This window comes from Saccharothrix sp. CB00851, assembly GCF_001905065.1.
Classification (GTDB): Bacteria; Actinomycetota; Actinomycetes; order Mycobacteriales; family Pseudonocardiaceae; genus Actinosynnema.
Genome location: NZ_LWLC01000065.1, coordinates 236,042 through 257,748 on the forward strand (window position 1 = coordinate 236,042; position 21,707 = coordinate 257,748).

At 71.9% G+C, this 21,707-nt stretch carries 14 protein-coding genes; 10 read left to right on the forward strand and 4 right to left on the reverse strand.

All coding sequences use genetic code 11. The annotated features are described in order from the left end of the window. Window positions 1-118 precede the first annotated feature (118 nt). The gene (locus A6A25_RS40860) at window positions 119-2,323 is read left to right on the forward strand and encodes a SulP family inorganic anion transporter (RefSeq protein WP_073899799.1); all 2,205 of its coding nucleotides are present in this window, start codon (window positions 119-121) and stop codon (window positions 2,321-2,323) included. 503 nt (window positions 2,324-2,826) lie between these two features. Here the strand turns inward: A6A25_RS40860 and A6A25_RS40865 are convergent. Next, a complete protein-coding gene (locus A6A25_RS40865; RefSeq protein ID WP_073899801.1) occupies window positions 2,827-3,150 on the reverse strand; it encodes a hypothetical protein in 324 nt (107 codons plus the stop codon). Window positions 3,151-3,318: 168 nt separating this feature from the next. Here A6A25_RS40865 and A6A25_RS40870 point away from each other — a divergent pair, with 168 nt between their 5' ends. The 7 genes from A6A25_RS40870 to A6A25_RS40900 all read left to right on the forward strand — a co-directional run bounded on the left by A6A25_RS40870 (window position 3,319) and on the right by A6A25_RS40900 (window position 14,217). Next, window positions 3,319-4,167, forward strand: a complete 849-nt coding sequence (locus tag A6A25_RS40870; RefSeq protein WP_073899803.1) for a helix-turn-helix domain-containing protein — start codon at window positions 3,319-3,321, stop codon at window positions 4,165-4,167. Between the two features lie 16 nt (window positions 4,168-4,183). Further along, a complete protein-coding gene (locus A6A25_RS40875) occupies window positions 4,184-4,375 on the forward strand; it encodes a DUF397 domain-containing protein (protein WP_073899805.1) in 192 nt (63 codons plus the stop codon). 149 nt (window positions 4,376-4,524) lie between these two features. Beyond that, window positions 4,525-5,172, forward strand: a complete 648-nt coding sequence (locus A6A25_RS40880; RefSeq protein ID WP_073899807.1) for a DedA family protein — start codon at window positions 4,525-4,527, stop codon at window positions 5,170-5,172. A 383-nt stretch (window positions 5,173-5,555) separates the two neighbouring features. Next, window positions 5,556-8,405 (forward strand): AfsR/SARP family transcriptional regulator, encoded by a 2,850-nt coding sequence (locus A6A25_RS40885; RefSeq protein WP_073899809.1) that lies wholly within the window; start codon window positions 5,556-5,558, stop codon window positions 8,403-8,405. Between the two features lie 103 nt (window positions 8,406-8,508). Next, window positions 8,509-10,845 (forward strand): chitinase C-terminal domain-containing protein, encoded by a 2,337-nt coding sequence (locus A6A25_RS40890; RefSeq protein ID WP_073899861.1) that lies wholly within the window; start codon window positions 8,509-8,511, stop codon window positions 10,843-10,845. A 181-nt stretch (window positions 10,846-11,026) separates the two neighbouring features. Next, window positions 11,027-11,215 carry a hypothetical protein gene (locus A6A25_RS40895; protein ID WP_073899811.1) on the forward strand — a complete coding sequence of 63 codons (189 nt, stop codon included), beginning with the start codon at window positions 11,027-11,029 and terminating at the stop codon, window positions 11,213-11,215. 11 nt (window positions 11,216-11,226) lie between these two features. Then, window positions 11,227-14,217 (forward strand): helix-turn-helix transcriptional regulator, encoded by a 2,991-nt coding sequence (locus A6A25_RS40900; RefSeq protein WP_073899813.1) that lies wholly within the window; start codon window positions 11,227-11,229, stop codon window positions 14,215-14,217. Here A6A25_RS40900 and A6A25_RS40905 read toward each other — a convergent pair. The 3 genes from A6A25_RS40905 to A6A25_RS40915 all read right to left on the reverse strand — a co-directional run bounded on the left by A6A25_RS40905 (window position 14,202) and on the right by A6A25_RS40915 (window position 17,098). Then, on the reverse strand, window positions 14,202-14,609 hold the full coding sequence (locus A6A25_RS40905) for a transposase (RefSeq protein ID WP_073899815.1): 408 nt from the start codon (window positions 14,607-14,609) through the stop codon (window positions 14,202-14,204). The genes A6A25_RS40900 and A6A25_RS40905 overlap by 16 nt on opposite strands. 166 nt (window positions 14,610-14,775) lie before the next feature. Beyond that, window positions 14,776-15,933: a DegT/DnrJ/EryC1/StrS family aminotransferase gene (locus A6A25_RS40910; RefSeq protein WP_083669071.1), complete on the reverse strand. Its 1,158-nt coding sequence runs from the start codon at window positions 15,931-15,933 to the stop codon at window positions 14,776-14,778. Between the two features lie 175 nt (window positions 15,934-16,108). Then, entirely contained in the window at window positions 16,109-17,098 is a 990-nt protein-coding gene (locus A6A25_RS40915) for an LLM class oxidoreductase (protein WP_073899817.1), read from the reverse strand. 1,092 nt (window positions 17,099-18,190) lie between these two features. Here A6A25_RS40915 and A6A25_RS40920 point away from each other — a divergent pair. Both A6A25_RS40920 and A6A25_RS40925 read left to right on the forward strand, forming a co-directional pair. Beyond that, complete coding sequence (locus A6A25_RS40920) at window positions 18,191-18,943, forward strand: ABC transporter ATP-binding protein (RefSeq protein WP_073899819.1); 753 nt, start codon at window positions 18,191-18,193, stop codon at window positions 18,941-18,943. 4 nt (window positions 18,944-18,947) lie between these two features. Continuing rightward, window positions 18,948-21,470: an ABC transporter permease gene (locus A6A25_RS40925; protein WP_073899821.1), complete on the forward strand. Its 2,523-nt coding sequence runs from the start codon at window positions 18,948-18,950 to the stop codon at window positions 21,468-21,470. The last annotated feature ends 237 nt before the right edge of the window (window positions 21,471-21,707 follow it).

Sequence of the window (21,707 nt, forward strand, 5' to 3'; positions counted from 1 at the left end):
GCCTGCTGGCCGCGCCTGCTGCCGCCCTTAGCACGGTCGTAGGCACCCCTCCCCGATGTGACGACACCCCGCGCGCCCGCGTGGGGTGATGACCCCTTGCCGCTCGAAAGGACCCGACATGAACCGGCCGCGCCCCAACAAGTCCCACGCAGGCGAGCACACCACGGCGGGCCCTCCGGGCGGCCTCGCCACCGTGCTGCGGCACGACCTGCCCGCCTCCGTGGTGGTGTTCCTGATCGCCGTGCCGCTCTCCCTCGGCATCGCCGCCGCCACCGGCGCGCCGCTGATGGCCGGGCTGATCTCCGCCGTCGTCGGCGGCCTCGTGGCGGGCGCGCTGTCCGGGGCGCCGTTGCAGGTCAGCGGACCGGCGGCGGGCATGGTGGTGATCACCGCGGGCATCATCGCCGAGTACGGCTGGGCCGCCACGGCGGCCATCACCCTCGCCGCCGGTGGCGTCCAGGTCCTGTTCGGACTGAGCAAGCTCGGCCGCCTCGCGCTGTCGCTCTCGCCCGCCGTGGTGCACGGCATGCTCGCCGGCATCGGCGTGAGCATCGCGGTCGGCCAGCTCACCGTCGTCCTCGGCGGCGCGGCGGCCACCTCGGTGTTCGACAACCTCGCCAAGCTCTTCACCACCGACGTGCGGTGGCCCGCCCTGCTGGTCGGCGCCCTCACCGTGCTGGTGCTCGTGCTGTGGCCCAAGGTGCCGCGCGCGTCGGTCGTGCCCGCGCCGCTGGTGGCCGTGCTGGCGGCGACCGTCGTCGGGTCCGGGATGGACGTGACCCGGGTCGACCTGCCCGACGACCCGCTCGGCCAGGTCGTGCTGCCGCAGATGCCGTCCGGGAGCTTCGCCGGGATCGTGTTCGCGGTGCTGACCGTGGCGGTGGTGGCCAGCGTCGAGTCGATGCTGTCGGCGGTGGCCGTGGACAAGCTGCACGACGGCCCGCGCGCCGACTTCGACCGCGAGCTGGTCGCCCAGGGCACCGCCAACGCGGTCGCGGGCGCGCTCGGCGGGCTGCCGGTGACCGGCGTGATCGTGCGCAGCTCCACCAACGTCGCGGCGGGCGCGCGCACCCGTGCCTCGACCGTGCTGCACGGCCTGTGGATCGCGGTGTTCGTGCTCGCGCTCGGCTGGGTGCTGGAGCTGATCCCGATGGCCGCGCTGGCCGGCGTGCTGGTGGTGATGGGCGCGCGGCTGGTGAGCGTGCGCCGGATGCGGGCGCTGTGGCGGCACGGCGAGTTCGCCGCGTACGCGGTCACCGTGCTGGGCGTGGTGGCGCTCGGCCTGGTGGAGGGCGTGCTGCTGGGCGTCGCGGTGGCGGCGCTGCGGTCGCTGCACCGACTGACCCGCTCGTCGGTGCGGATCGAGCAGGAGCCGGACGGCTGGCGGGTGGTGATCCGCGGCTCGCTGGTGTTCCTCGGCGTCGGGCGGCTGGTGCGCGGCCTGCGCACCATCCCGCTGGGGCAGCGCGTAATGCTGGAGCTGCACATCGACTTCCTCGACCACGGCGCGTTCGAGGCGATCGACGACTGGCGCGTCGGCTACGAGCGGCTGGGCGGCCACGTCGAGGTGGACGAGGTGCACGACACCTGGTTCAGCAAGGCCAGGAAGGGCATCCCCGCGCTGCGCAAGACGCCGCTGTCGCCGCTGCCGAGGTGGTTCGCGCCGTGGTCGCACTGGCAGCGCCACCGGCACGTCACCGTGCCGCGGCCGCGCGCGGACGCCGACCCGATGATCCGCGGCATGCGCGAGTTCGAGCGCACCACCGCGCCGCTGGTCCGGCCGTTCCTGGCGGAGCTGGGCGCGCGCGGCCAGCGCCCGCGTCAACTGTTCATCACCTGCGCCGACTCCCGCGTGGTGCCGAACCTGATCACCACCAGCGGGCCGGGTGACCTGTTCTGCGTGCGCAACATCGGCAACCTCGTGCCGCTGGACGGTGACGACTCGGTCGGTGCGGCGATCGAGTACGCGGTGGAGGTGCTGGCGGTCGAGACGATCGCGGTGTGCGGCCACTCCGACTGCGGCGCGATGAAGGCGGTGGTGCACGGCTCGACCCGGCCGGGCACGCAACTGCACGCGTGGCTGAAGGCGGTCGAGCCGAGCCTCATCCGGTTCCACGCGGGCGAGTCCGACCTGCCGCCGGTGGAACGGCTGTCGGTGGCGAACGTCGCCCAGCAGCTGGACAACCTGATGGCGTACCCGAGCGTGCGTGAGGCCGTGGCCACGCGGTCGCTGCGCCTGGTCGGCATGTACTTCGACATCTCGGCGGCCCGCGTCTACCTGGTCGACCCGGAACGCGACGGCCTCCAATCCGTCCACGCCTGACCACCCACCTGTGCTCGCAAGCTCCGCCCACCCGCCGGCGCTCGCAAGCGCCCACCCGCCGGCGCTCGCAAGCGCCCACCCGCCGGTGCTCGCAAGCTCCGCCGCCCGCCGGTGCTCGCCACCGCCCACCTCGCGGGGCCGCACCACCCACCCGCGAGGTCGCGTCGATCGTTCGCGTCCTCATTTCCCGGCGATCACGCTTTTCGATCGTCGGGAAATCAGGGCGCGAACGACCGACTTCCAGGCGACCTCGCCGCCGTCTGCGGAGCAGCGGCCATTCAACGGAGTGGTCGGCCCGGTTGACCGGGCCGACCACCCCGGTGCCGAGCCCGGACCGGCGAGGTGGCGGTCGTCCGGCACCGAACCGGTCCCGGTCGGGGGTACGGGGTCGGTTCGGGTGCCTCGGGCTCGGCTGGGGTCGGGCGGCGCTGGTGGGGCTCGGTGGCGTGGGGGAGCGCGTCGCCCGACCGGAGCGGGGACGCGCCCCCGCTCGGCTGTGGTGGCTAACCGACGCTGCGCAGGTGCTTGCGGTGGTTGCCGGACGGCTCGTCGCCGCTGACGGTCAGCGCGAGCTGCGCGCCGAGGTACGCCCGGCACGGCGAGGGCAGGCGGCGGCGGAAGCGGCGGGTGCGGCAGGTAGGGCAGCGGCCGTGCTCGTCGGGCGTGTGCTCGTCCAGCAACGCCTTGACCGCGGTCACCACCCTGGGCAGCTCGCAGCGGGCGAGTTCGACCGCCGTCTCGTCGTCGCCGATCGCCGCCAGGCGGACCAGCGTGGCCAGGTGTTCGCGGAGGGACCGGTCGAGCTGGCTGAAGACGGTGGTGGACACCTTCAGCGCTCCTTCCCTGGGGCGGTGTGCTCCACGCAGCCTGTTACCGCTGCCGGCTGTCTGCAAGTTGCAGTACACGAATGGATGACGTCACTTTGCTCCGTCCGCGGGCGGACACAGACTGGTCTGCGGCCCGACGGGTCCGGGCCGCAGACGAAAGGTGTCCGCATGCCACGGGGCAGCAGCCCGACGCTGCGCAAGCGACGGTTGGTCAGCGAGCTGCGCAGGCTGCGCGAGGCGGCCGACCTGACCATCGAGGACGTCGCCGCGCGGCTGGAGTGCTCGGCGTCCAAGATCAGCCGCATCGAGACCGGCCGCGTCGGCGTCACGCCGCGCGACGTCCGCGACATGCTCGCCGCCTACGGCGCCGACCGGGCCACGCTGGACGAGCTGGTGCAGCTGGCCCGTGACGCGCGGCGGCGGGCGTGGTGGGACGAGTTCGGCGACATCGCGCCCGGCCGGTACGTCGGGTTCGAGGCCGACGCCGAGTGGGTGCGCACGTACCAGGGGCTGATGGTGCCGGGCCTGCTGCAGTGCGAGGCCTACACCAGGGCGTTGATCCGGGCCGTGCTGCCGGGCGCCGCGCCCGCCGAGGTGGACCGCCGGGTGGAGCTGCGCAAGGCGCGCCAGGCGCTGCTGGTGGAGGACGACCCGCTGTGCCTGCACGTGGTGGTGGACGAGGCAGCCTTGCGGAGGCTGGTGGGCGGCCGGGAGGTGATGGCCGAGCAGTTGAGACGACTCCTCGAAGTCGGAAAACGGCCGAACATCACTCTCCAGGTGGCCCCGTTCGAGGCGGGCGGTCACGCTGCGCTGGACGGTCCGTTCGTCATCCTGTCGTTTCCCGAGCAGTCGGATCCGGCCGTGGTATACATCGAAAGCCCGAAAGGCGACGTCTATTGGGAACACCCCTCGGACGTCGCCCGGTATTCCGACATGTTCGCTCGGCTCAGCGCCGAATCGCTCGACCCGGCCGCCTCGTCCGCGCTGATCGGGCGGGTGGCGCGCGAGCTCGCCTGAATCCGAGGTGAAGGCCATGCGACGCCAGTGGCGCAAGAGCACGCGGTCGTCCGCGGGTGGTCCGGAGTGCGTGGAAATCGCGCTCGACCGGGACGCGGCCGGCGTGCGCGATTCGAAGAACCGGACCGGCGGCGAGTTGGACTTCGGTTTCGCCCAGTGGTCCCGATTCGTGCGCACCGCGAAGAACGACGTTTTCGACCGCCCTTAAGGCGCATCCCTGACTTTCGGCCACCGGCCCGTACGACCGTGGTCTGGTGGTCGGTCAGCCCTCGGTCCGATGCGCCCCCCGGCGTGGTTGCGGTGGACTCCCCTTAGCCTGCACTCCGGTGCTCGTCATGATCCACAGGGGGATGAACCATGGCCTTGCTGACCGACGCCCTGGAAGGGCTCGCCGGTCTGCCGCAGCCCGCCGTGCTCGCGGTGACGGGCGCGTTGACGTTGGCGGAGTGCACGCTGGGCGTGGGCTTCATCGCGCCGGGCGAGAGCGCGCTGCTGCTGGCCGCCACGACGGTCACCAGCGTGCCCCGGTTCCTGGTGATGTGGCTGGTGGTGTCGGTGTGCGCGGTGGCGGGCGACAGCATCGGCTACTTCCTCGGCCGCCGGTACGGCGACCGGCTGCGGGACAGCAAGGTGGTGCGCAAGCTCGGCCAGGAGCACTGGGACAAGGCGGGCGCGCTGCTGCGCAGGCGTGGTGCCTGGGCGGTGTTCTTCGCCCGGTTCATGCCGGTGGTGCGGACCCTGGTGCCCGCGTCGGCGGGCGCGTCGAAGCTGGAGTACCGCCGGTTCCTGCCCGCGTCGATCGCGGGCGCGGTCAGCTGGTCGGCGCTGCACATCGGCATCGGCTCGGCGGCGGGCGCGTCCGCGAAGTACATCGAGTCGGTGTTCAACGGCGCGATGTGGGGCCTGATGGGCATCGCGGTGGTGGTCGGCGCCGTGGTGGTGCTGCGCAAGCGGCGCAAGGCGGCCAAGGCGGGCGAGCCGCGGGAGCTGGAAGAGGTCGCCTGACCCGCGCACCGTCCGCCGGACGTAGTCGAAGGGGCCGCGGCCGGGGGTTCGGATCCCGGTCGCGGCCCCTTCCACTGGGGGGAGGGCAATGGAGGTGGGTCATCCCCTACCGGACGACCCGTCTCCGGTGGAGAAGGGGACGAGGGCGGGCCGGCGTTCCGCCGCCGCGGGCTGGATGCCCCTTGCACGCCGGCCTGCCCTCGTCGTTCAGGGAGAGCAGCGGAGGTTCCGCTGTCTGGTCCAACCTCGCTCACCGGGGTTCGCCCTGTGTGGTCGATCGGACACGCTTAGCGTAAGAATGCGGCTACAGGACGACTGGAGCCGGACTGAAGTGATCTCCTAGGCTCAGTCGGGGGACTCGACGTTCGGCGAAGGATCGGTCGGTGGCAGACGGCGGCGGCGAGCGCTTGCGGTTCGAGGTGCTCGGCCTGCTCCGGGCGGTGCGCGGCGGCGGGGAGGTCGACCTCGGCGCCGCCAAGCAGCGTGCCGTGCTGGCGGTGCTGCTGCTGGCCCGCAACACGCCGGTCAGCCGCGGCCAGATCATCGAGGCCGTGTGGGGCGACAACACGCCCACCAGCGCGGTCAACCTGGTGCAGACCTACGTGGCCGGGCTGCGCCGCGCGTTGGAACCCAGCCGGGCCCGCCGTGCCCCGGCCGAGCTGCTGACCTCGGTCGGCGACGGCTACCTGCTCCGGGTCGACCCTGAGCAGGTCGACCTGGACGAGTTCGAGCGCGGCGTGGCGGGATCGGCCCGGCTGCGCGCGTCCGGTGACCTGATCGCGGCGGCCACCGCGCTGGACGAGGCGCTCGGCCTGTGGCGCGGCGAGCCGCTCGGTGGTGTCGTGGGTCTGTTCGCCGAGGTGGAGCGCGGTCGACTGGTCGAACGCAGGCTCGCCGTGCTGGAGGAGCGGGCCGAGTTGCTGCTGCTGATCGGCCGTGGCGCGGAGCTGGTGCCGTCGCTGACCACGCTGGTCGGCGAGCACCCGTTGCGGGAACGCGGGCACGGCCTGCTGATGCGCGCGCTGTGCCAGGCGGGGCGGCAGGCCGAGGCACTGGCGGTCTACCGCGAGGCACGCCGGGTGCTGGTGGAGGAGCTGGGCGTCGAGCCGGGACCGGAGCTGCGCAAGCTGCAGCAGGCCGTGCTGGCAGGGGAGGACCCCGAGCCGGACCGCCCGACCAGGCCGATGGCGCTGCGCCCGGCCGACGGCACCGCACCCGCCATCACGCCCGCGCAGCTGCCGCGCGCCTCGGTGTCCCTGATCGGCCGCGACGACGAGCTCAAGCGCCTGGACGGACTGCTGGCGTCCTACCCGGAGGGCGGGCTGGTCCTCGTCGTCACGGGACCGGCCGGGGTGGGCAAGACCGCGCTCGCCCTGCACTGGGCGCAACGCGTGCGCGAGGACTTCCCGGACGGGCAGCTGTACGTGGACCTGCACGGCTACGACCCCAACCAGGAGCCGCTGGGCGCGGGCGAGGTGCTGAGCCGGTTCCTGCGCACGCTCGGCGTGCCGTCACCGGACATCCCGGTGACGGTCGAGGAGCGGTCGGCGCTGTTCCGCACGCTCATCGCGGACCGGCGGATGGTGGTGATGCTGGACAACGCCCGCGGCTCGACCGAGCTGCTGCCGCTGCTGCCCGGACCGCCGTCGTGCGTGCTGGTGACGTCCCGCCGGCGGTTGGTCGGGCTGGTCGCGCACGCCGAGGCGCGGCTGGTCGAGCTGGACATGCTGGACCCGGACGCGTCGGTGGCCGTGGTGAGCCGGGTCGCCGGCCGGGACGCCACCGAGGCCGCCGCGCTGCGCAGGCTGGCCGTGCTGTGCGACGGGCTGCCGCTGGCGCTGCGGATCGCCGCGGCCCGGCTGGCCGTCGCGCCGACGTTGCGGGTGGCCGAACTCGTCGCCGAGCTGGACGACGAGCACGGCCGGCTGGCCGCCCTGGGACTGGAGGACGAGGACTCGACCGTGCGGGCGGCGCTGGACGCGTCACGCCGGGCGCTGCCGCCGCTGCCCGCGCGGCTGCTGGCGCTGCTCGGCCTGCACCCCGGCCCGGACGTGACCGCGTTCGTGGTGGGAGCCATGGCGCAGGTGCGGGTCGGTGACGCGCAGCGCGCGCTGGACGCGTTGACGGCCGCGAACCTGCTGTCGGTCAACGAGCCCGGCCGGTACGGGGCGCACGACCTGGTGCGCGTCTACACGCGGACGTTGGCCGCCGAGCTGTCGGCGGCCGAGCGGCGTGAGGCGACCGGCCGGATGCTCGACTACTACCTGCACTGCGCGGACCTCGCCGACGCCAGGCTGCCGGTGACGCGGGGCAGCGCCGTGCGGGTGGCGCCCGAGCACGTGCCGGTGGAGGTGCCGAAGCTGACCGGCTCGGCCGAGGCGAACGCCTGGTTCGACGCCGAGCAGGGCAACATCATCGCCGCCGCCGAGCTGGCCGCCGCGCCGGGCTCGGACCCGAAGTGGCTCGTGCACGCCTGGCAGCTGCCGTACACGCTGTCGCGGTTCCTGTGGCTGCGGGCGGACCGGACGACGTGGCTGCGCACCACGGAGGCCGCGCTGGAGGCCGCCAGGAGGCTCGGCGACCCCGAGGCGAAGTTCGTGATGCTGTTCAACCTGGGCATCGCGCTGGCCCAGTTCCAGCGGATGGACGAGTCCCTGGCCCGCCACCGCGAGGCGTTGGAGGTGGCGCGGGCGTCCGGCGACGTGAACGCGCAGGCCAGAGCGCTGACCACGGTCGCGGACATGCTGCAGTTCCTGGGTCGGGTCGACGAGTCGGAGGCCTCGTACCGGGAGGCGCTGGCGGTCAGCCGCGCGGCCGGGTCGCGGTGGGCCGAGGCGAACGCCCACCACAACCTCGGGCTGCTGTACCTGAAGACGCGCCGTTACGCCGACGCCGAGTCGTGGCTGCGGGCGGCGGTGACGATGTACCACGAGGTCGGCGAGCAGTGCGGTGAGTCGACCTGCCACACCGATCTGGCGATGGTGCTGCTGGAGACGGGCGAGGGCGCGCAGGCCGTCACGTCCGCACGCACGGCGCTGTCGGTCGCGTCGGCCGCGGGGAGCACGTACCACCAGGCGCAGGCGCACGACCGGCTGGCCACCGTGCTCGACCGGCAAGGGCTGCCGGGGGCGGTGGCGCACTGGCAGCGGGCGCTGGCGCTGTTCACCGAGCTGGGCGCCGCGGAGGCGGACCGGGTGCGGGCCCACCTGGCCCGGGCCCGCGCCACGGTCTGAGTACCCGTAGGTGGTCTGGACCTATTGACAGAGAGGTCTAGACCTATTTACGGTTCGATCGCTGCGTCGTGGCCGCCGCCTCGTGCAGGAGGTGTGCTGGGCCGTGTCCAGGAGAACCAGGTTGTCGCCGCTCGTGGCGTTGCTCGCCGCGGTGGCCGGACTCGTCGTCGCCGTCGTGTCCCCGTCGTCACCCAGTGCCGCCGCCGCGGGGGAGGAGTGCCGTCCCGACGGCCTCTACCAGACCCCCGGTGTCGCGGTGCCGTACTGCTCCGTCTATGACGCCGAAGGCCGGGAGTCGATGGGGGCCGACCACTCCCGCCGGGTCATCGGCTACTTCACCAGCTGGCGCACGGGCCGCAACGGCGCGCCCGCCTACCTGGCGTCCGACATCCCGTGGACCAAGGTCACCCACCTCAACTACGCGTTCGCGCACATCGACGCGCAGAACAGGGTGTCGGTCGGCCCGGACGGCCCGGACAACGCCTCCACCGGCATGACGTGGCCGGGCGTCGAACTCGACCCGTCGCTGCCGTACAAGGGGCACTTCAACCTGCTCAACAAGTACAAGAAGCAGCACCCGAACGTGAAGACGCTGATCTCGGTCGGCGGCTGGGCGGAGACGGGCGGCTTCTTCAACCCCGACGGCACGCGCAACGCCTCCGGCGGGTTCTACCGGCTCGGCGCGCAGCCGCAGTCCACTGTGGACGCGTTCGCCGACTCGGCCGTCGACTTCATCCGCGAGTACGGCTTCAACGGCGTCGACATCGACTACGAGTACGCCACCTCGAACAACCACGCGGGCAACCCGGACGACTTCTGGATCTCCAACGCCAACCGCGGCACGCTGTGGGCGGGTTACGAGAAGATCATGAAGACGTTGCGGGAGAAGCTGGACCGCGCCTCGGCGCAGGACGGCAAGCACTACCTGCTCACCGCCGCCGTGCCGGCCTCGGGCTGGCTGCTGCGCGGGCAGGAGGCCTACCAGGTCACCCGCTACCTCGACTACCTCAACGTGATGAGCTACGACCTGCACGGGTCGTGGAACCACTTCGTCGGCCCGAACGCCGCGCTCTACGACGACGGCAAGGACGGTGAGCTGGCCGCGGGTGGCGTCTACACCGCGCCTCAGTACGAGGGCATGGGCTACCTGAACACCGACTGGGCCTACCACTACTACCGCGGCGCGATGCAGGCCGGCCGGATCAACATCGGTGTCCCGTTCTACAGCCGCGGCTGGCAGGGCGTCACCGGCGGCACGAACGGGCTGTGGGGCCGGGCCGCGCTGCCCGACCAGACGAAGTGCCCGCCCGGTACGGGCTCCAGCGTCGGTTCGACCACCCCGTGCGGCAACGGCGCGGTCGGCATCGACAACCTGTGGCACGACTCCACCGCGGGCGGTGCCGAGGTTCCGTCGGGCGTGAACCCCATGTGGCACGCCAAGAACCTGGAGAACGAGATCACGCCGGACTACCTGGGCCGGCACGGCCTCGACCCGGCCAACGACCCGACCGACCGGATCTCCGGCTCCTACCAACGGTTCTACGACAGCACGCTCACCTCACCGTGGCTGTGGAACGCGGACAAGAAGGTGTTCCTGTCCACCGAGGACGAGCAGTCCATCGCGGCCAAGGCGAAGTACGTGGCGGACAAGGGCATCGGCGGCATCATGATCTGGGAGCTGGCGGGCGACTACCGCTTCGACAGCGCCAAGGGTCAGTACACCGTCGGCGACACGCTCCTCACCAAGATCAACGAAGGGCTGCGCGGCGCGGCGCCGTACGGTGCGCGCAAGGCCGCCGGCACCACGCCGAGCGAGGTGCTGAACGTGAGCGCCACCGTCTCCGGGTTCGCGCTCGGCGACAACAACTACCCGATCACGCCGAAGCTGAAGCTGACCAACAACTCGACCACCACCCTGCCCGGCGGCACGAAGATCGAGTTCGACTACGGCACCAGCGCACCGGGCAGCATGGCCGACCAGTCCGGCTTCGGCCTGCGGGTGACCGCCAAGGGCCACTCCGGCAGCAACGTCGGCGGCCTCAAAGGCGACTTCCAACACGTCGAGCTGACGCTGCCCACCTGGCAGTCGCTCGCGCCCGGCGCGTCGGTGGACGTCGCGCTGAGCTACCAGCTGCCGATCGCGTCGCCGTCCAACTTCAAGCTCACGTTCGGCGGCAAGTCCTACGCCATCGCCTCCGACCACCCGCGCGGCGGCGGCGACACGGGCACGACCACCAGCACCACCACGACCACCACGACCACCACGACCACCGACCAGCCGAGCTGCACCGTGCCCGCGTGGGACCGCGCGAAGGTCTACAACGGCGGCAACGAGGTCTCGCACCGGGGCAAGCGCTGGCAGGCCAAGTGGTGGACGCAGGGCGAGGAGCCGGGTACGACCGGCGAGTGGGGCGTCTGGCGCGACCTGGGTGCCTGCTGAGGGGCACCTGACGTGCCCTGACGTGCACCTGAGGCATCCCTTACCCGCCGTCTGCCACCCCTTACGGCGGCGGGTAAGGGGACCAACGCGGTAACCCGCGTGAACGTCCGATGTCCGCACCTCCACCTCAGGACGACTCTTCGTGTCACCAGAGAGAAGCGAACGACACGAGGAGCAAGTCATGGAGTGGACGCCCGAGTCCTTGAAGGCGGAGATCGACTACCGGCAGGCCGCGCTGCGCGCGGACGCGGCGCACCACCGCGTGAGCCGGCGGACGAACCCGGTGAAGCGGTCCTGGTGGCGGCGGCTCGGCCACGGCACCGGCCACGAGGGGTCCGATACCCGAAATGGCCACCGCGACGCCGCCTGAGGTGTGACAGCATGCCTGGTGTGGCACGCCTCGGTTCCGGAATTCCCTTGGTGGCGCGTAGCCGGGAGATGACCAGGCTGCGCGCCGCCCTCGACGACGCCGCGCGCGGCGAGGCGGGTGCGATCCTGCTCGCCGGTGACGCGGGCGTCGGCAAGACCCGCCTGGTGGACGAGCTGTCCGCCACCGCCGGTGACGCGCTCGTGCTCACCGGCCACTGCCTGGACGTCGGCGAGACCGGCCTGCCGTACCTGCCCTTCACCGAGGCGTTGGGCCAGGTGCGCCAGGCCGGTCTGCTCGACGTCGCGGCCCGGCCCGCGCTGGGCCTGCTGCTGCCGGAACTGGCGCTGCCCGCGGGCCGTGACGGCAGCACGTCGGTCTCCGGCCTGCCGTCGCACCTGGTCGGCCGCCGTCCCGAGCAAGACGTCGGCCAGCTCCAGCTGTTCGACGCGGTGCACGGCCTGCTCGGTGACCTGGCCGAGGAACGGCCCGTGCTGCTGGTGCTCGAAGACCTGCACTGGGCCGACGCCTCCACCCGCTACCTGCTGTCGTTCCTGCTGTCCCGGCTGCGCTCGCAGCGGCTGCTGGTGGTGGGCACCTACCGGTCCGACGACCTGCACCGCAGCCACCCGCTGCGGCCCCTGCTCAACGAGCTGGTGCGGCTGCCCGCCGTGCGGCGGCTCGACCTGACCCCGTTGAGCGCGATCGACGCGCGCTCGTTCGTCGCCGCGCTGGCCGACGACCTGTCCGACGAGCTGGTCCTGGAGGTCGCCGAGCGCTCCGACGGCAACCCGTTCTTCGCCGAGGAGCTGATCGCGGTCGCCAGCTGCGGTGACCGCGAGGTGCCGTGGACGCTCGCCGAGGTGCTGCTGGCCCGCATCGAACGGCTCTCCCCGGACGCGCAGCGCGTGGTGCGGGTGGCGTCGGTCGGCGGCCGGTCCGTGCGCCACGACCTGCTGCGCGACGTGGCGGGCATGGACGACTTCGCGCTGGACGGAGCGCTGCGCGAGGCCGTGCAGCACCACGTGCTGCTGGTCGACCGCGCCGAGGTCTACACGTTCCGGCACGCGTTGCTGCGGGAGACCGTCTACCACGACCTGCTGCCCGGTGAACGCGTGCGGCTGCACTCCGCGTACGCCGACCGGCTGGCCTCGTCCGGCGACCGGGGCGCCGCCGCCGCGCTGGCCCACCACAGCCTGGAGTCCCACGACCTGGCCCGCGCGCTGCGGGCGTCGGTCGACGCGGGGCAGGAGGCGCAGGCCGCCGGCGCGCCCGCCGAGTCGCTGCGGCACCTGGAGCAGGCGCTGAAGCTGTGGCACGCGGTGCCCGCCGAGCAGCGTCCGCCGGGCCTGACCGAGCTGAACCTGTTGCGCAGCGCGTCGTGGGCGGCGGGCACGGCGGGCCAGCCCGAGCGGGCCATCGCGTTCGCCCGCACCGGCACGACCGTCGTGGACGAGTCCGACCCCGAGGAAGCGGCCGTGATGTGGCGGCGCTTCGCACAGGCGTTGCAGGTGATCGACGGCACCGACGACGAGAAGTACCACGCGGTGGAGGAGGCGTGGCGGCTGGTCCGGGACCGGCCCGCGAGCCCGGCCCGCGCCTGGGTGCTGGCGGTGTGGGCGGCGGCGCTGCGGCACGACCGCAAGTACGTCGAGGCGCGTGAGCGCGCCGAGCTGGCGGTGGCCGACGGCCGCGCGGCGGGCGCGGAGTCGGCCGTGGCGGACGCGCTGACCACGTTGGGCCTGCTGGACGAGCCGGCCGGCCAGGTGTCCCGGGCGCGCGAGCACCTGACGGCGGCGGTGGCGTGCGCGATGGAGGCCGACGCGGTCAGCACCGAGCTGCGGGCCCGGTACTTCCTCGGCCTGCACCACTACGACCTCGGCGAGCTGGACGAGGCCGGGCGGGTGTTCGACCAGGGCGTGGCGCGGGCCAAGGCGACCGGGCTGACGTGGAGCTCGTTCGGCCTGGAACTGCGCATCATCCAGGTCCTGACCAGGTACTACCGCGGCGAGTGGGACGGCGCGGCGACCGCGGCCGAACCGCCCGGCCTGCGGGTGTCCAGCACGGTGTCGGCGCGGCTGGCCGCCGCGGGCACGCACGTGGCGGTCAGCCGCGGCGAGTTCGACCAGGCCGAGCGGATGATCCGGGAGCTGCGCGCGGACTGGCACCGCGACCTGCAGATCGCGTTGATCACCGGCGGCACGGGCGCGGAGCTGGCGCTGTGGCGTGGTCAGCCGGAGCTGGCCGTGGACCGGGTCGCGGACGCGATCAGCTGGTCGCGCAAGGAGGGCGAGTGGATGCTGGCCGGCATCCGGCTGGCCGCCCTCGGCGTGGCGGGGCACGTGGAGCTCGCGGCACGGGCGCGGCGGCGCAAGGACCGGGCGGCCGAGGAGGAAGCCGTGAGGGCGGGCCGTGAGCTGGGCGAGTACGCGCGCACCACGGCTGAGCTGGGCATGCCGCGCTCGGGCGTGCTGGGGCCGGAAGGGCGGGCGTGGCTGCTGCGCGCGTCGGCCGAGGAGTCCCGGCTGACCGGGGCGGGCGACCCGGAGCTGTGGCGGCGGGTGGTGGACGCGTTCGGGTTCGGGTCGGTGTTCGAGCAGGCCGTGTCCCGGTGGCGGCTGGCCGAGGCGCTGCTGGGCGCGGACCGGCGCGAGGAGGCCGCGGCGGAGTTGCGGCTGGCCAGCGCGGTGGCCGACGAGCTTGGTGCGGCGCCGTTGCGCGAGGCGCTCGACCTGGTCGCCCGGCGGGCCAGGGTGGCGTTGCGCGACGTGGGGCCGCGCGACCGGGTCGACCCGTTCACGCCGCGGGAGCGGTCGGTGCTGGAGCTGGTCGCGTTGGGCCGGACGAACCGGCAGGTCGGCGAGGAGCTGTACATCTCGGAGAAGACGGTCAGCGTGCACCTGAGCCGGATCATGTCGAAGCTCGGCGCGAGCAGGCGGGGCGAGGCGGTGGCCACCGCGTTCGACCGCGGCCTGCTCGACCTGCCCGGTCAGCCCGCCGAGTAGAGCCGGTCGGTCGACTCGTTGTGGTCCAGCAGGCAGTCCGCGGCGCTGGTCGCGATGCGGGTGCGCAGCGTTTCGTGGACGATCCGCCACCACTCGACCAGATCGGGGTCGTCGAGCTGGTTGACGCGTTCGTCCACCTGCTCCCACAAACCGATCCGGGTCCATTCCCGGAATCGCCGGTGCACGGTCGACACCTTGACGCCGAACAACGGCGGCAGTTGTCGCCACGAACACTCGCTGGTGACCACGAATACGATTGCCGCGAGAATCTGCCGGTCATCGACGCAACCGCGGCCGCCGCCCTGGGTGCGCACACCCGCGGGTGGGGCCAGCGGTTTGACGATTCGCCACAGCGCGTCGGGGGCCAGCCGTCGGGACAGGTGGTCGACCACGATTCACCCTCTGCTGTTCGGGTGCGGTGCCTAGGGGCGTCTGAGAGCCAGAATACGACCAGCCTACCAGCGCCCCGAGGTCCCGGTGCGTGGTTCCGAAGGGGGAGTTCGGCGGGGCGGGACGTCGCGCGGAACCGCGTCCGGTGACGTCCCACCCCACAACGGTTCAGCCGTGGTTGGCGAAGAACGAGGTGACGCCGGCGATGACGGCCTGCTGCTCCGCATAGGACAGTTCGGGGTACATCGGCAGGCACAGCAGCTTCGCGTTGTTCGCCCGCGCGACGGGCGTCGGCTCGACCCGGTGCGGGAGGTGGGCGAACGCGGGCTGCTCGGAGAGCAGGTACGGGTAGATTCGTTCAGTGGAGATTCCGCGATTCTTCAGGTGCGATTCCAGCGCGTCCGCGTGCTCGGTGTGCACGGTGTACTTGTAGAACACGTGTTCGCGGTCGGGCCGTACGGTCGGGGTCGCCAGCGGCAGGCCGGCGAAAGCCTTGTCGTAGGTGGTGGCGATGAGCCGCCGCTGCTCGTTCCACTCGGGCAGCATGGTGATCTGGTGCGACAGGATGGCGGCGTTGAGCTCGCTGAGCCGGGCCCGGCTGCCCCAGCTGTGGTGCAGGTAGCGGATGGTGCGGTCGCGGCCGAGGTTGTGCATCCGCTGCATGGCCTGCAGGTTCTTCTCGTCCTTGACGATGACGAACCCGCCGTCGTCCAGCCCGCCCACGTTCTTGCCGACCCACATCGAGAAGCAGCCGAAGTCGCCGAACGAGCCGGCCGGCTTGCCCTTGTAGGTGGCGTCGTGCGCCTGCGCGCAGTCCTCGATGACGACCAGGCCGTGCTCCTCGGCGATGGCCATGATCTCGTCCATCTCGGCGACCTGGCCGTACAGGTGCACCGGGATGATCGCCTTGGTCCTGGGCGTGATGGCCTTGCGGATCGCGTCGGGCGAGATGAGCCAGGTGTCCGGCTCGACGTCGACGAACACCGGCGTGGCGTGCGCGGCGTTGACCGCGAACGCGGTCGACACGAACGTCATGTCCGGGACGATCACCTCGTCACCGGGCCCGATCCCGGCGATGCGCAGGGAGAAGTGCAGTGATTCGGTGCCGGACGAGGTGGCCACCGCGTGGCCGCCCCAGCGCTCGCCGAGCTGCTGCTCCAGTCGCCGCGTGTAATCGCCCAGCAGCGACGTGCCGCTGTCGATGACCTGGTCCAGGTAGCGGTGGATCAGGTGCCGCATGTTCGCGATGCGCCGGTGCTGGCCGTCCGGCGGGACGGGTAAGTGCGTTTCGTCGGTGCTCGTGGAGGCGATCAGGGTGCCGGTCACGGTGGTTCCTTTCGAGAAATGTACTCAGTGGTGTCTCGTCCTCCTCGGCGCGCACCGGCGCCGGGTGTGGACTCGGGTGGCTCCGCGGTCCGACCGTCCGGGCGCGGCCGCCACCGTGCCGGCCGCCGGTCCTCGGCGGCCGTGCTGGTGTTCGGGGTGTTCGGGGTGTCCGGGGTCAGTCGAGCGACGGGACCGCCGCGGGCGCGTGCGGTGGGAAGTGCGTCCGGACGTGCTCGCCGAGTTCGGCCAGCACGTCGGCCACCGGGCGCCTGCTGAACTTGAAGTTCAGGCCGACGTGGTTCACGCCGGCCTGGCGCAGCACCTCCAGGTAGTTCACCAGCCAGTCGGCGCCGCAGCGGAAACCGAGGTGGATCGGGCGGGGCGGGAGGCTCGGGTCCTCCGCCAGGTCGACGTAGAGGGACTGGGCGAACGGCTTGAACCCGGCGCCGGCGCTCGCCACGGCCGCGTGCCAGCCGGTGACGACCCGCAGGTGGGTGTCGAGGTCGAGCCGCGGGTAGGCCAGCCAGCCGTCGGAGTTCTCCGCGATCCACGACATGGACTGCCTGCTGCTGCCGGTGACCAGGAGCGGGATCGTGCCGAGCGACGGCTTGGGCAGCACGTCCACGCCCGCCCAGCGGCCGAACGCGCCGCGCGACTCGGCGTAGGAGCTGCCCCACAGCTTGCGCAGCGTGGCGAACGACTCGCGGAACAGCTCGCCGCGCTCCTCGATCGGACGACCGAACGCGGGGAACTCCACCGGCCGGTCACCGGTGGCGATGCCGAGCACCAGCCGGTTGCCGCTGATCAGGTCGATCGAGGCGGCCGACTTGGCCAGGTGGATCGGGTGCCGGAGCGGCAGGATCACCGAGCCGGTGGCCAGGCTGATCGTGGAGGTGTGGGCGCCGATGTGGGTCAGCCACACCCACGGGTCGTACAGCTGGCCGCCGTCACCGAAGCCGGGGTCGAGCAGCGGCACGTCCCGCACCCACAGCGCGGCCAGGCCCGCTCGTTCGGCCGCCTGAGCCAGCTCGACCTGGTCGTCGTTCGTCGGTACCGGACCGGCGTAGGCCTCCAGCGGGAAGAACGCGCCCACGGTCAGTCGGCCCGGGGCGAACATTCGCGCGAACCCGTCGTGCCCGGCGACCGGTGATTGCGCTGTCGACATCACGTGCTCCTCGTTCTTTGATGAAATTCTGCGCGGCGTGCCCGGTGCGCCCGCGGGGGCACGCCGCGGTCGGGCGGACAATGTGCGTGTCCCGGACCGGTTGTGTGTCACGGATACCGGCGGCGGAGAAAGCTGTGATGGCAGACCTCCGTGCGGAGGCATGTCCGATTCCCCGGTTCGTGCGCACCCCAGGACGTCCCCAGTGGGCCAAGTTACTTGGCTTCAATTCTCCCCAGTTGCCGGGCCGCATCGGAACGAGTCGCTTTCGATTGGCTCGGATGGAAATTGACTGTAGTGAAGCTATCGTGCCAATTCAACGCGACCGATCGGGTGGCGTCGCAGCGTAGTTGGCCCATTCTCCAGGTGTCTCGTTTGGTCCTGTCGGCGGTGACCGGGAGCGGTTCGGCGGGTCCGCCTTCGCCCTCGGTCCGCGAACGTGCCAGGTCGGGTGAGCCACTCGCCGCGCCCGTCGTCCAGGGCGCTGGCGGGAGCATTACGCAGGGCGAGCGCGACCCCCGTTCGGAAGTCGGGGCCGGTGGTGCTCGGGATCGAGGCGCGGAGGGGGTCGGTCACGCGTCCACCCGGGCGGGAATCGGCCGTGCAACCCGTTTCGGTGGCCGATCGGTGCAACGCGTGTGCGTCCGTGCGGGCCACGGTGGGCAAAGCGGATCCGATGTCACGTGACCGGGTGAATTATGGCTGGTAGGGCGGGTGCCGCGAAAATACACGGCGCGCTGCCATGTGGGACAACAGAGAGTAACTGACTGGCCCGAGATGCACCTCCGATTGGGTGTTGTTCGGGTCACTCATCACCCGATTTGACAGCGGAAGGTGAGAGCTACCGCCCGGTCCGAACCTCTGTTTCCGGGTGTCACCTCAAGGCCCACGTCACGTCACACGTCGTTAACCGCCGGTCCCGCCGTCACCGCGAGGGCCAGGTCGTGGCCACTACCAGCGGCGGGACGTCAGACCGGAGGACTACCGGTGGTCATCCCGGCGGTTGACCCGGGGTTCCGCCGCCGAGGTGACGACCGGTTACCCGGCCGGCCCATAGCTTTTCGACGTCATCCGGACCGAGGGAATTGAGGGAGCATGTCCGCACTGGTGTCCGACGTCGGGACCCGCACCGCTGTAGCCGCCGCGAACCTGGTGAAGGTGTACGGCAAGGGCGACACCGCCGTGCGGGCGCTGGACGGTGTCAGCGTCGCGTTCGCGGCGGGGAAGTTCACCGCCATCATGGGCCCGTCCGGGTCCGGCAAGTCCACGCTGATGCACTGCCTGGCCGGGCTGGACAACGTCGACGGCGGCAGCGTGCACATCGGCGGCACCGAGATCACCTCGTTGGGTGACAAGGAGCTGACCAAATTGCGGCGCGACCGGGTCGGGTTCGTCTTCCAGGCGTTCAACCTGCTGCCCACGCTCACCGCCGAGGCCAACATCCTGCTGGGCCTGGAGCTGGCCGGCCGTAAGCCCGACCGCGAGTGGTTCGACACCATCGTGGACGTGCTCGGCCTGCGCGACCGGCTCAAGCACAAGCCGACCGAGCTGTCCGGGGGCCAGCAGCAGCGCGTGGCCTGCGCCCGTGCCCTGGTCGCCCGGCCCGACGTGGTGTTCGCCGACGAGCCGACCGGCAACCTCGACTCGCGCTCCGGCGCCGAGGTGCTGGACTTCCTGCGCATGTCCGTGCGCAAGCTCGGCCAGACCGTGATCATGGTGACGCACGACCCCGTCGCCGCGTCGTACGCCGACCGCGTGGTGCTGCTGGCCGACGGCCACCTCGCCGGCGAGATCGACAACCCCACCGCCGACTCCGTGCTGGCCGCCCTGAAGCACCTGGGGGCGTGACCTGATGCTGCGCACCATCATCGCGGGTCTCAAGGCCCGCACCGCGCGGCTCGTGCTGTCCTCGGTGGCGATCGCCCTCGGCGTCGCCTTCGTGACCGGCACCCTGGTGCTCGGCGACGCCATGACCGCGAGCCTGCGCGACGAGCTCGCCAAGGAGGCGCGCAACGTCGACGTCTCGGTCACCGTGTCCGGCGAGTCGTCGTCACCCGACGAGGTCCCGGGCATCAGCCCGGAGACGCTGGCGAAGATCCGGCAGGCGCCGGGCGTGGCGGGCGCCGACGCGCGCGGCTCCCACTCCGTGCCGCTGGTCGCCGCCAACGGCAAGGCGAAGCCCGCGTGGGCCGTGCCGCTGGCCACCAACGAGAAGTTGCGCGAGTTCGACCTCGTGGACGGGCGCTACCCGGCGGAGGCCGACGAGATCGCGGTCGACAAGCGCACCGCCGCCACCGCCAAGCTGACCATCGGCCAACCGGTCGTGCTGCTGGGCAAGGAGGAGCAGCGGCACGAGTTCACGCTCGTCGGCACCTACCAGCAGGGCACCAACCAGCTGGTCCTGGGCGGCTTCGACCACGTGGGGCTGACGCCGAAGGGCTTCGCGTCGCTGGAGCCGGAACGGCCGCCGTACCAGGTGGTCGCCCTCGCCGCGGCCGGCTTCACGCAGCAGCAGGTGCTGGACAACGTGCGCCAGGCCATCGGGGACAGCGGTTTCCTGCTCCAGACCGGCGAGCAGCTGACGGAGGAGACCCTGGCCCGGGTCGAGCGCCAGTCGGGCGAGTTCACCACGCTGCTGCTGGCGTTCGCGATCATCGCGCTCGTCGTCGCGGCCATGGTCATCTACAACACGTTCACCATCCTGGTCGCCCAGCGCACCCGTGAGCTGGCGCTGATGCGCTGCGTCGGAGCGAGCCGGGGCCAGGTGTTCCGGGGTGTGCTGGCCGAGGCGCTGGTGATGGGCCTGACCGCGTCGGTGATCGGCCTGTTCGGCGGCATCGGCGTGTCCGCCCTGCTGCAGCGGGTGATCTTCTCGTTCGGCGAAGGTGGTGGCGAGGGCACCGTGCAGCTGCCGGTGACGGCCATGACCGTGCTCGCCGCGTTCGCGGTCGGCACGCTGGTGACCGTGCTCGCCGCGGTGCTGCCCGCCCGCAAGGCGACCCGGGTCGCGCCGGTGGCCGCCCTGCGCAGCCAGCCGGACAGCGGCGAGGAGGTGTCCCGCACCGGCCTGCTGCGGGTGCTGACCGCGGTGCTGTTCGCGGTGGTCGGAGTCGGCGCGATCGTGCTCGGCATGGGCGCGGAGAACGAGGACGCGGCGATGTTCACCAGCGGCGCGGGCACGATGGCGTTGCTCGTCTCGGTGGTCGTGCTGGGTCCGCTGCTGGTCGGCCCGGTCAACCGGGTGCTCGGCGCGGTGCCGCGGGCGCTGCTCGGCGTGCCGGCCAAGCTCGCGTCGGCCAACGCGGGCCGCAACCCCAAGCGCACCGCCGCGACCACGGCGGCGTTGATGATCGGCGTGACGATCGTGTCGCTGGTGACCGTGGTCGCCAACAGCGCCAAGGAGACCGTCAACGCCGAGATCGACCAGCGGATGCCCGCCGACTACACGGTGACGTCCGCGGTCTACGACCGGCCGCTGCCCAAGGAGCTGGCCGAGCGGCTGGCCGCCGTGCCGGAGGTGGCGAAGGTCGCGCCGACCACCGTCGTCTACGGCGACCGCGGGTACTTCACCGGCGTGCCGAAGGACGCGGTGGGCGACCTGTTCCGGCCGACCGTCACCAGCGGTTCGCTCGCCGACCTACGTGACGGCACGATGGCGGTCAACGCCGAGTTCGCCAAGCGCCAGGGCGCGTCGGTCGGCTCCACGGTGACGGTCGATCCGGGCGAGGGCGAGCCTCAGGAACTCAAGGTGGTCGCCGTGGTCGAGGGCCAGGGGCTGTCCGACGGGATCATGACGATCGAGACGTCGATGCGGTTCCCGCGGGCCGCGGACGGCTACGAGAGCATCCTGGTCAAGCTCAAGGACGGTGTCGCGAACGGGCGTGCGGCGGTGGAGAAGGTCACCGACTCCTCGCCGCTGGCCCTGCTCGACAGCGCCGCCGAGACCAAGGAGCAGCTCAACCAGCAGCTCAACCAGGTGCTCACGTTCATCTGGGCGTTGATCGGGTTGGCGGTGGTGATCGCGTTGTTCGGCATCGCCAACACGTTGACGCTGTCGGTGCTGGAGCGGACGCGTGAGTCGGCGCTGCTGCGGGCGCTCGGCCTGACGCGGGGGCAGTTGAGGTTGATGCTGGTGGTCGAGTCGGTGCTGATGGCGTTGATGGGTGCGGCGATCGGGCTGTCGCTGGGGATCGGCTTCGGTTGGGTGCTCACCCGGGCGTTGTCCAACGACAACTTCTCGGTGGACCTGGTCGTGCCGTTCGGGCAGATCGGCGTGATGCTCGCCGGTGCGGTGGTGGCGGCGGTGCTGGCCGCTGCGCTGCCCGCTCGGCGTGCCGCCCGGACCTCGGTCGTCGCGGGGATGGCCGAGGCGTGAAAGACCCGGTGGCCCGCTCTTCTTCGGGGGAGGAGCGGGCCACCGGGCCCGCGTGTCCTACGTTCAGAACGCGCGTGTCCTACGTTCAGGACCCGCGTGTCCTACGTTCAGGACCCGTGAGTTCAACGCTCAGGACCCGTGAGTTCAACGTTCAGGGCGCCTGAGTTCAACGTTCAGGGCGGGTTGTTGTTGGGTCCGGCTCGATTTGACATGGGGCCCTTACCTTGATCTTTAACC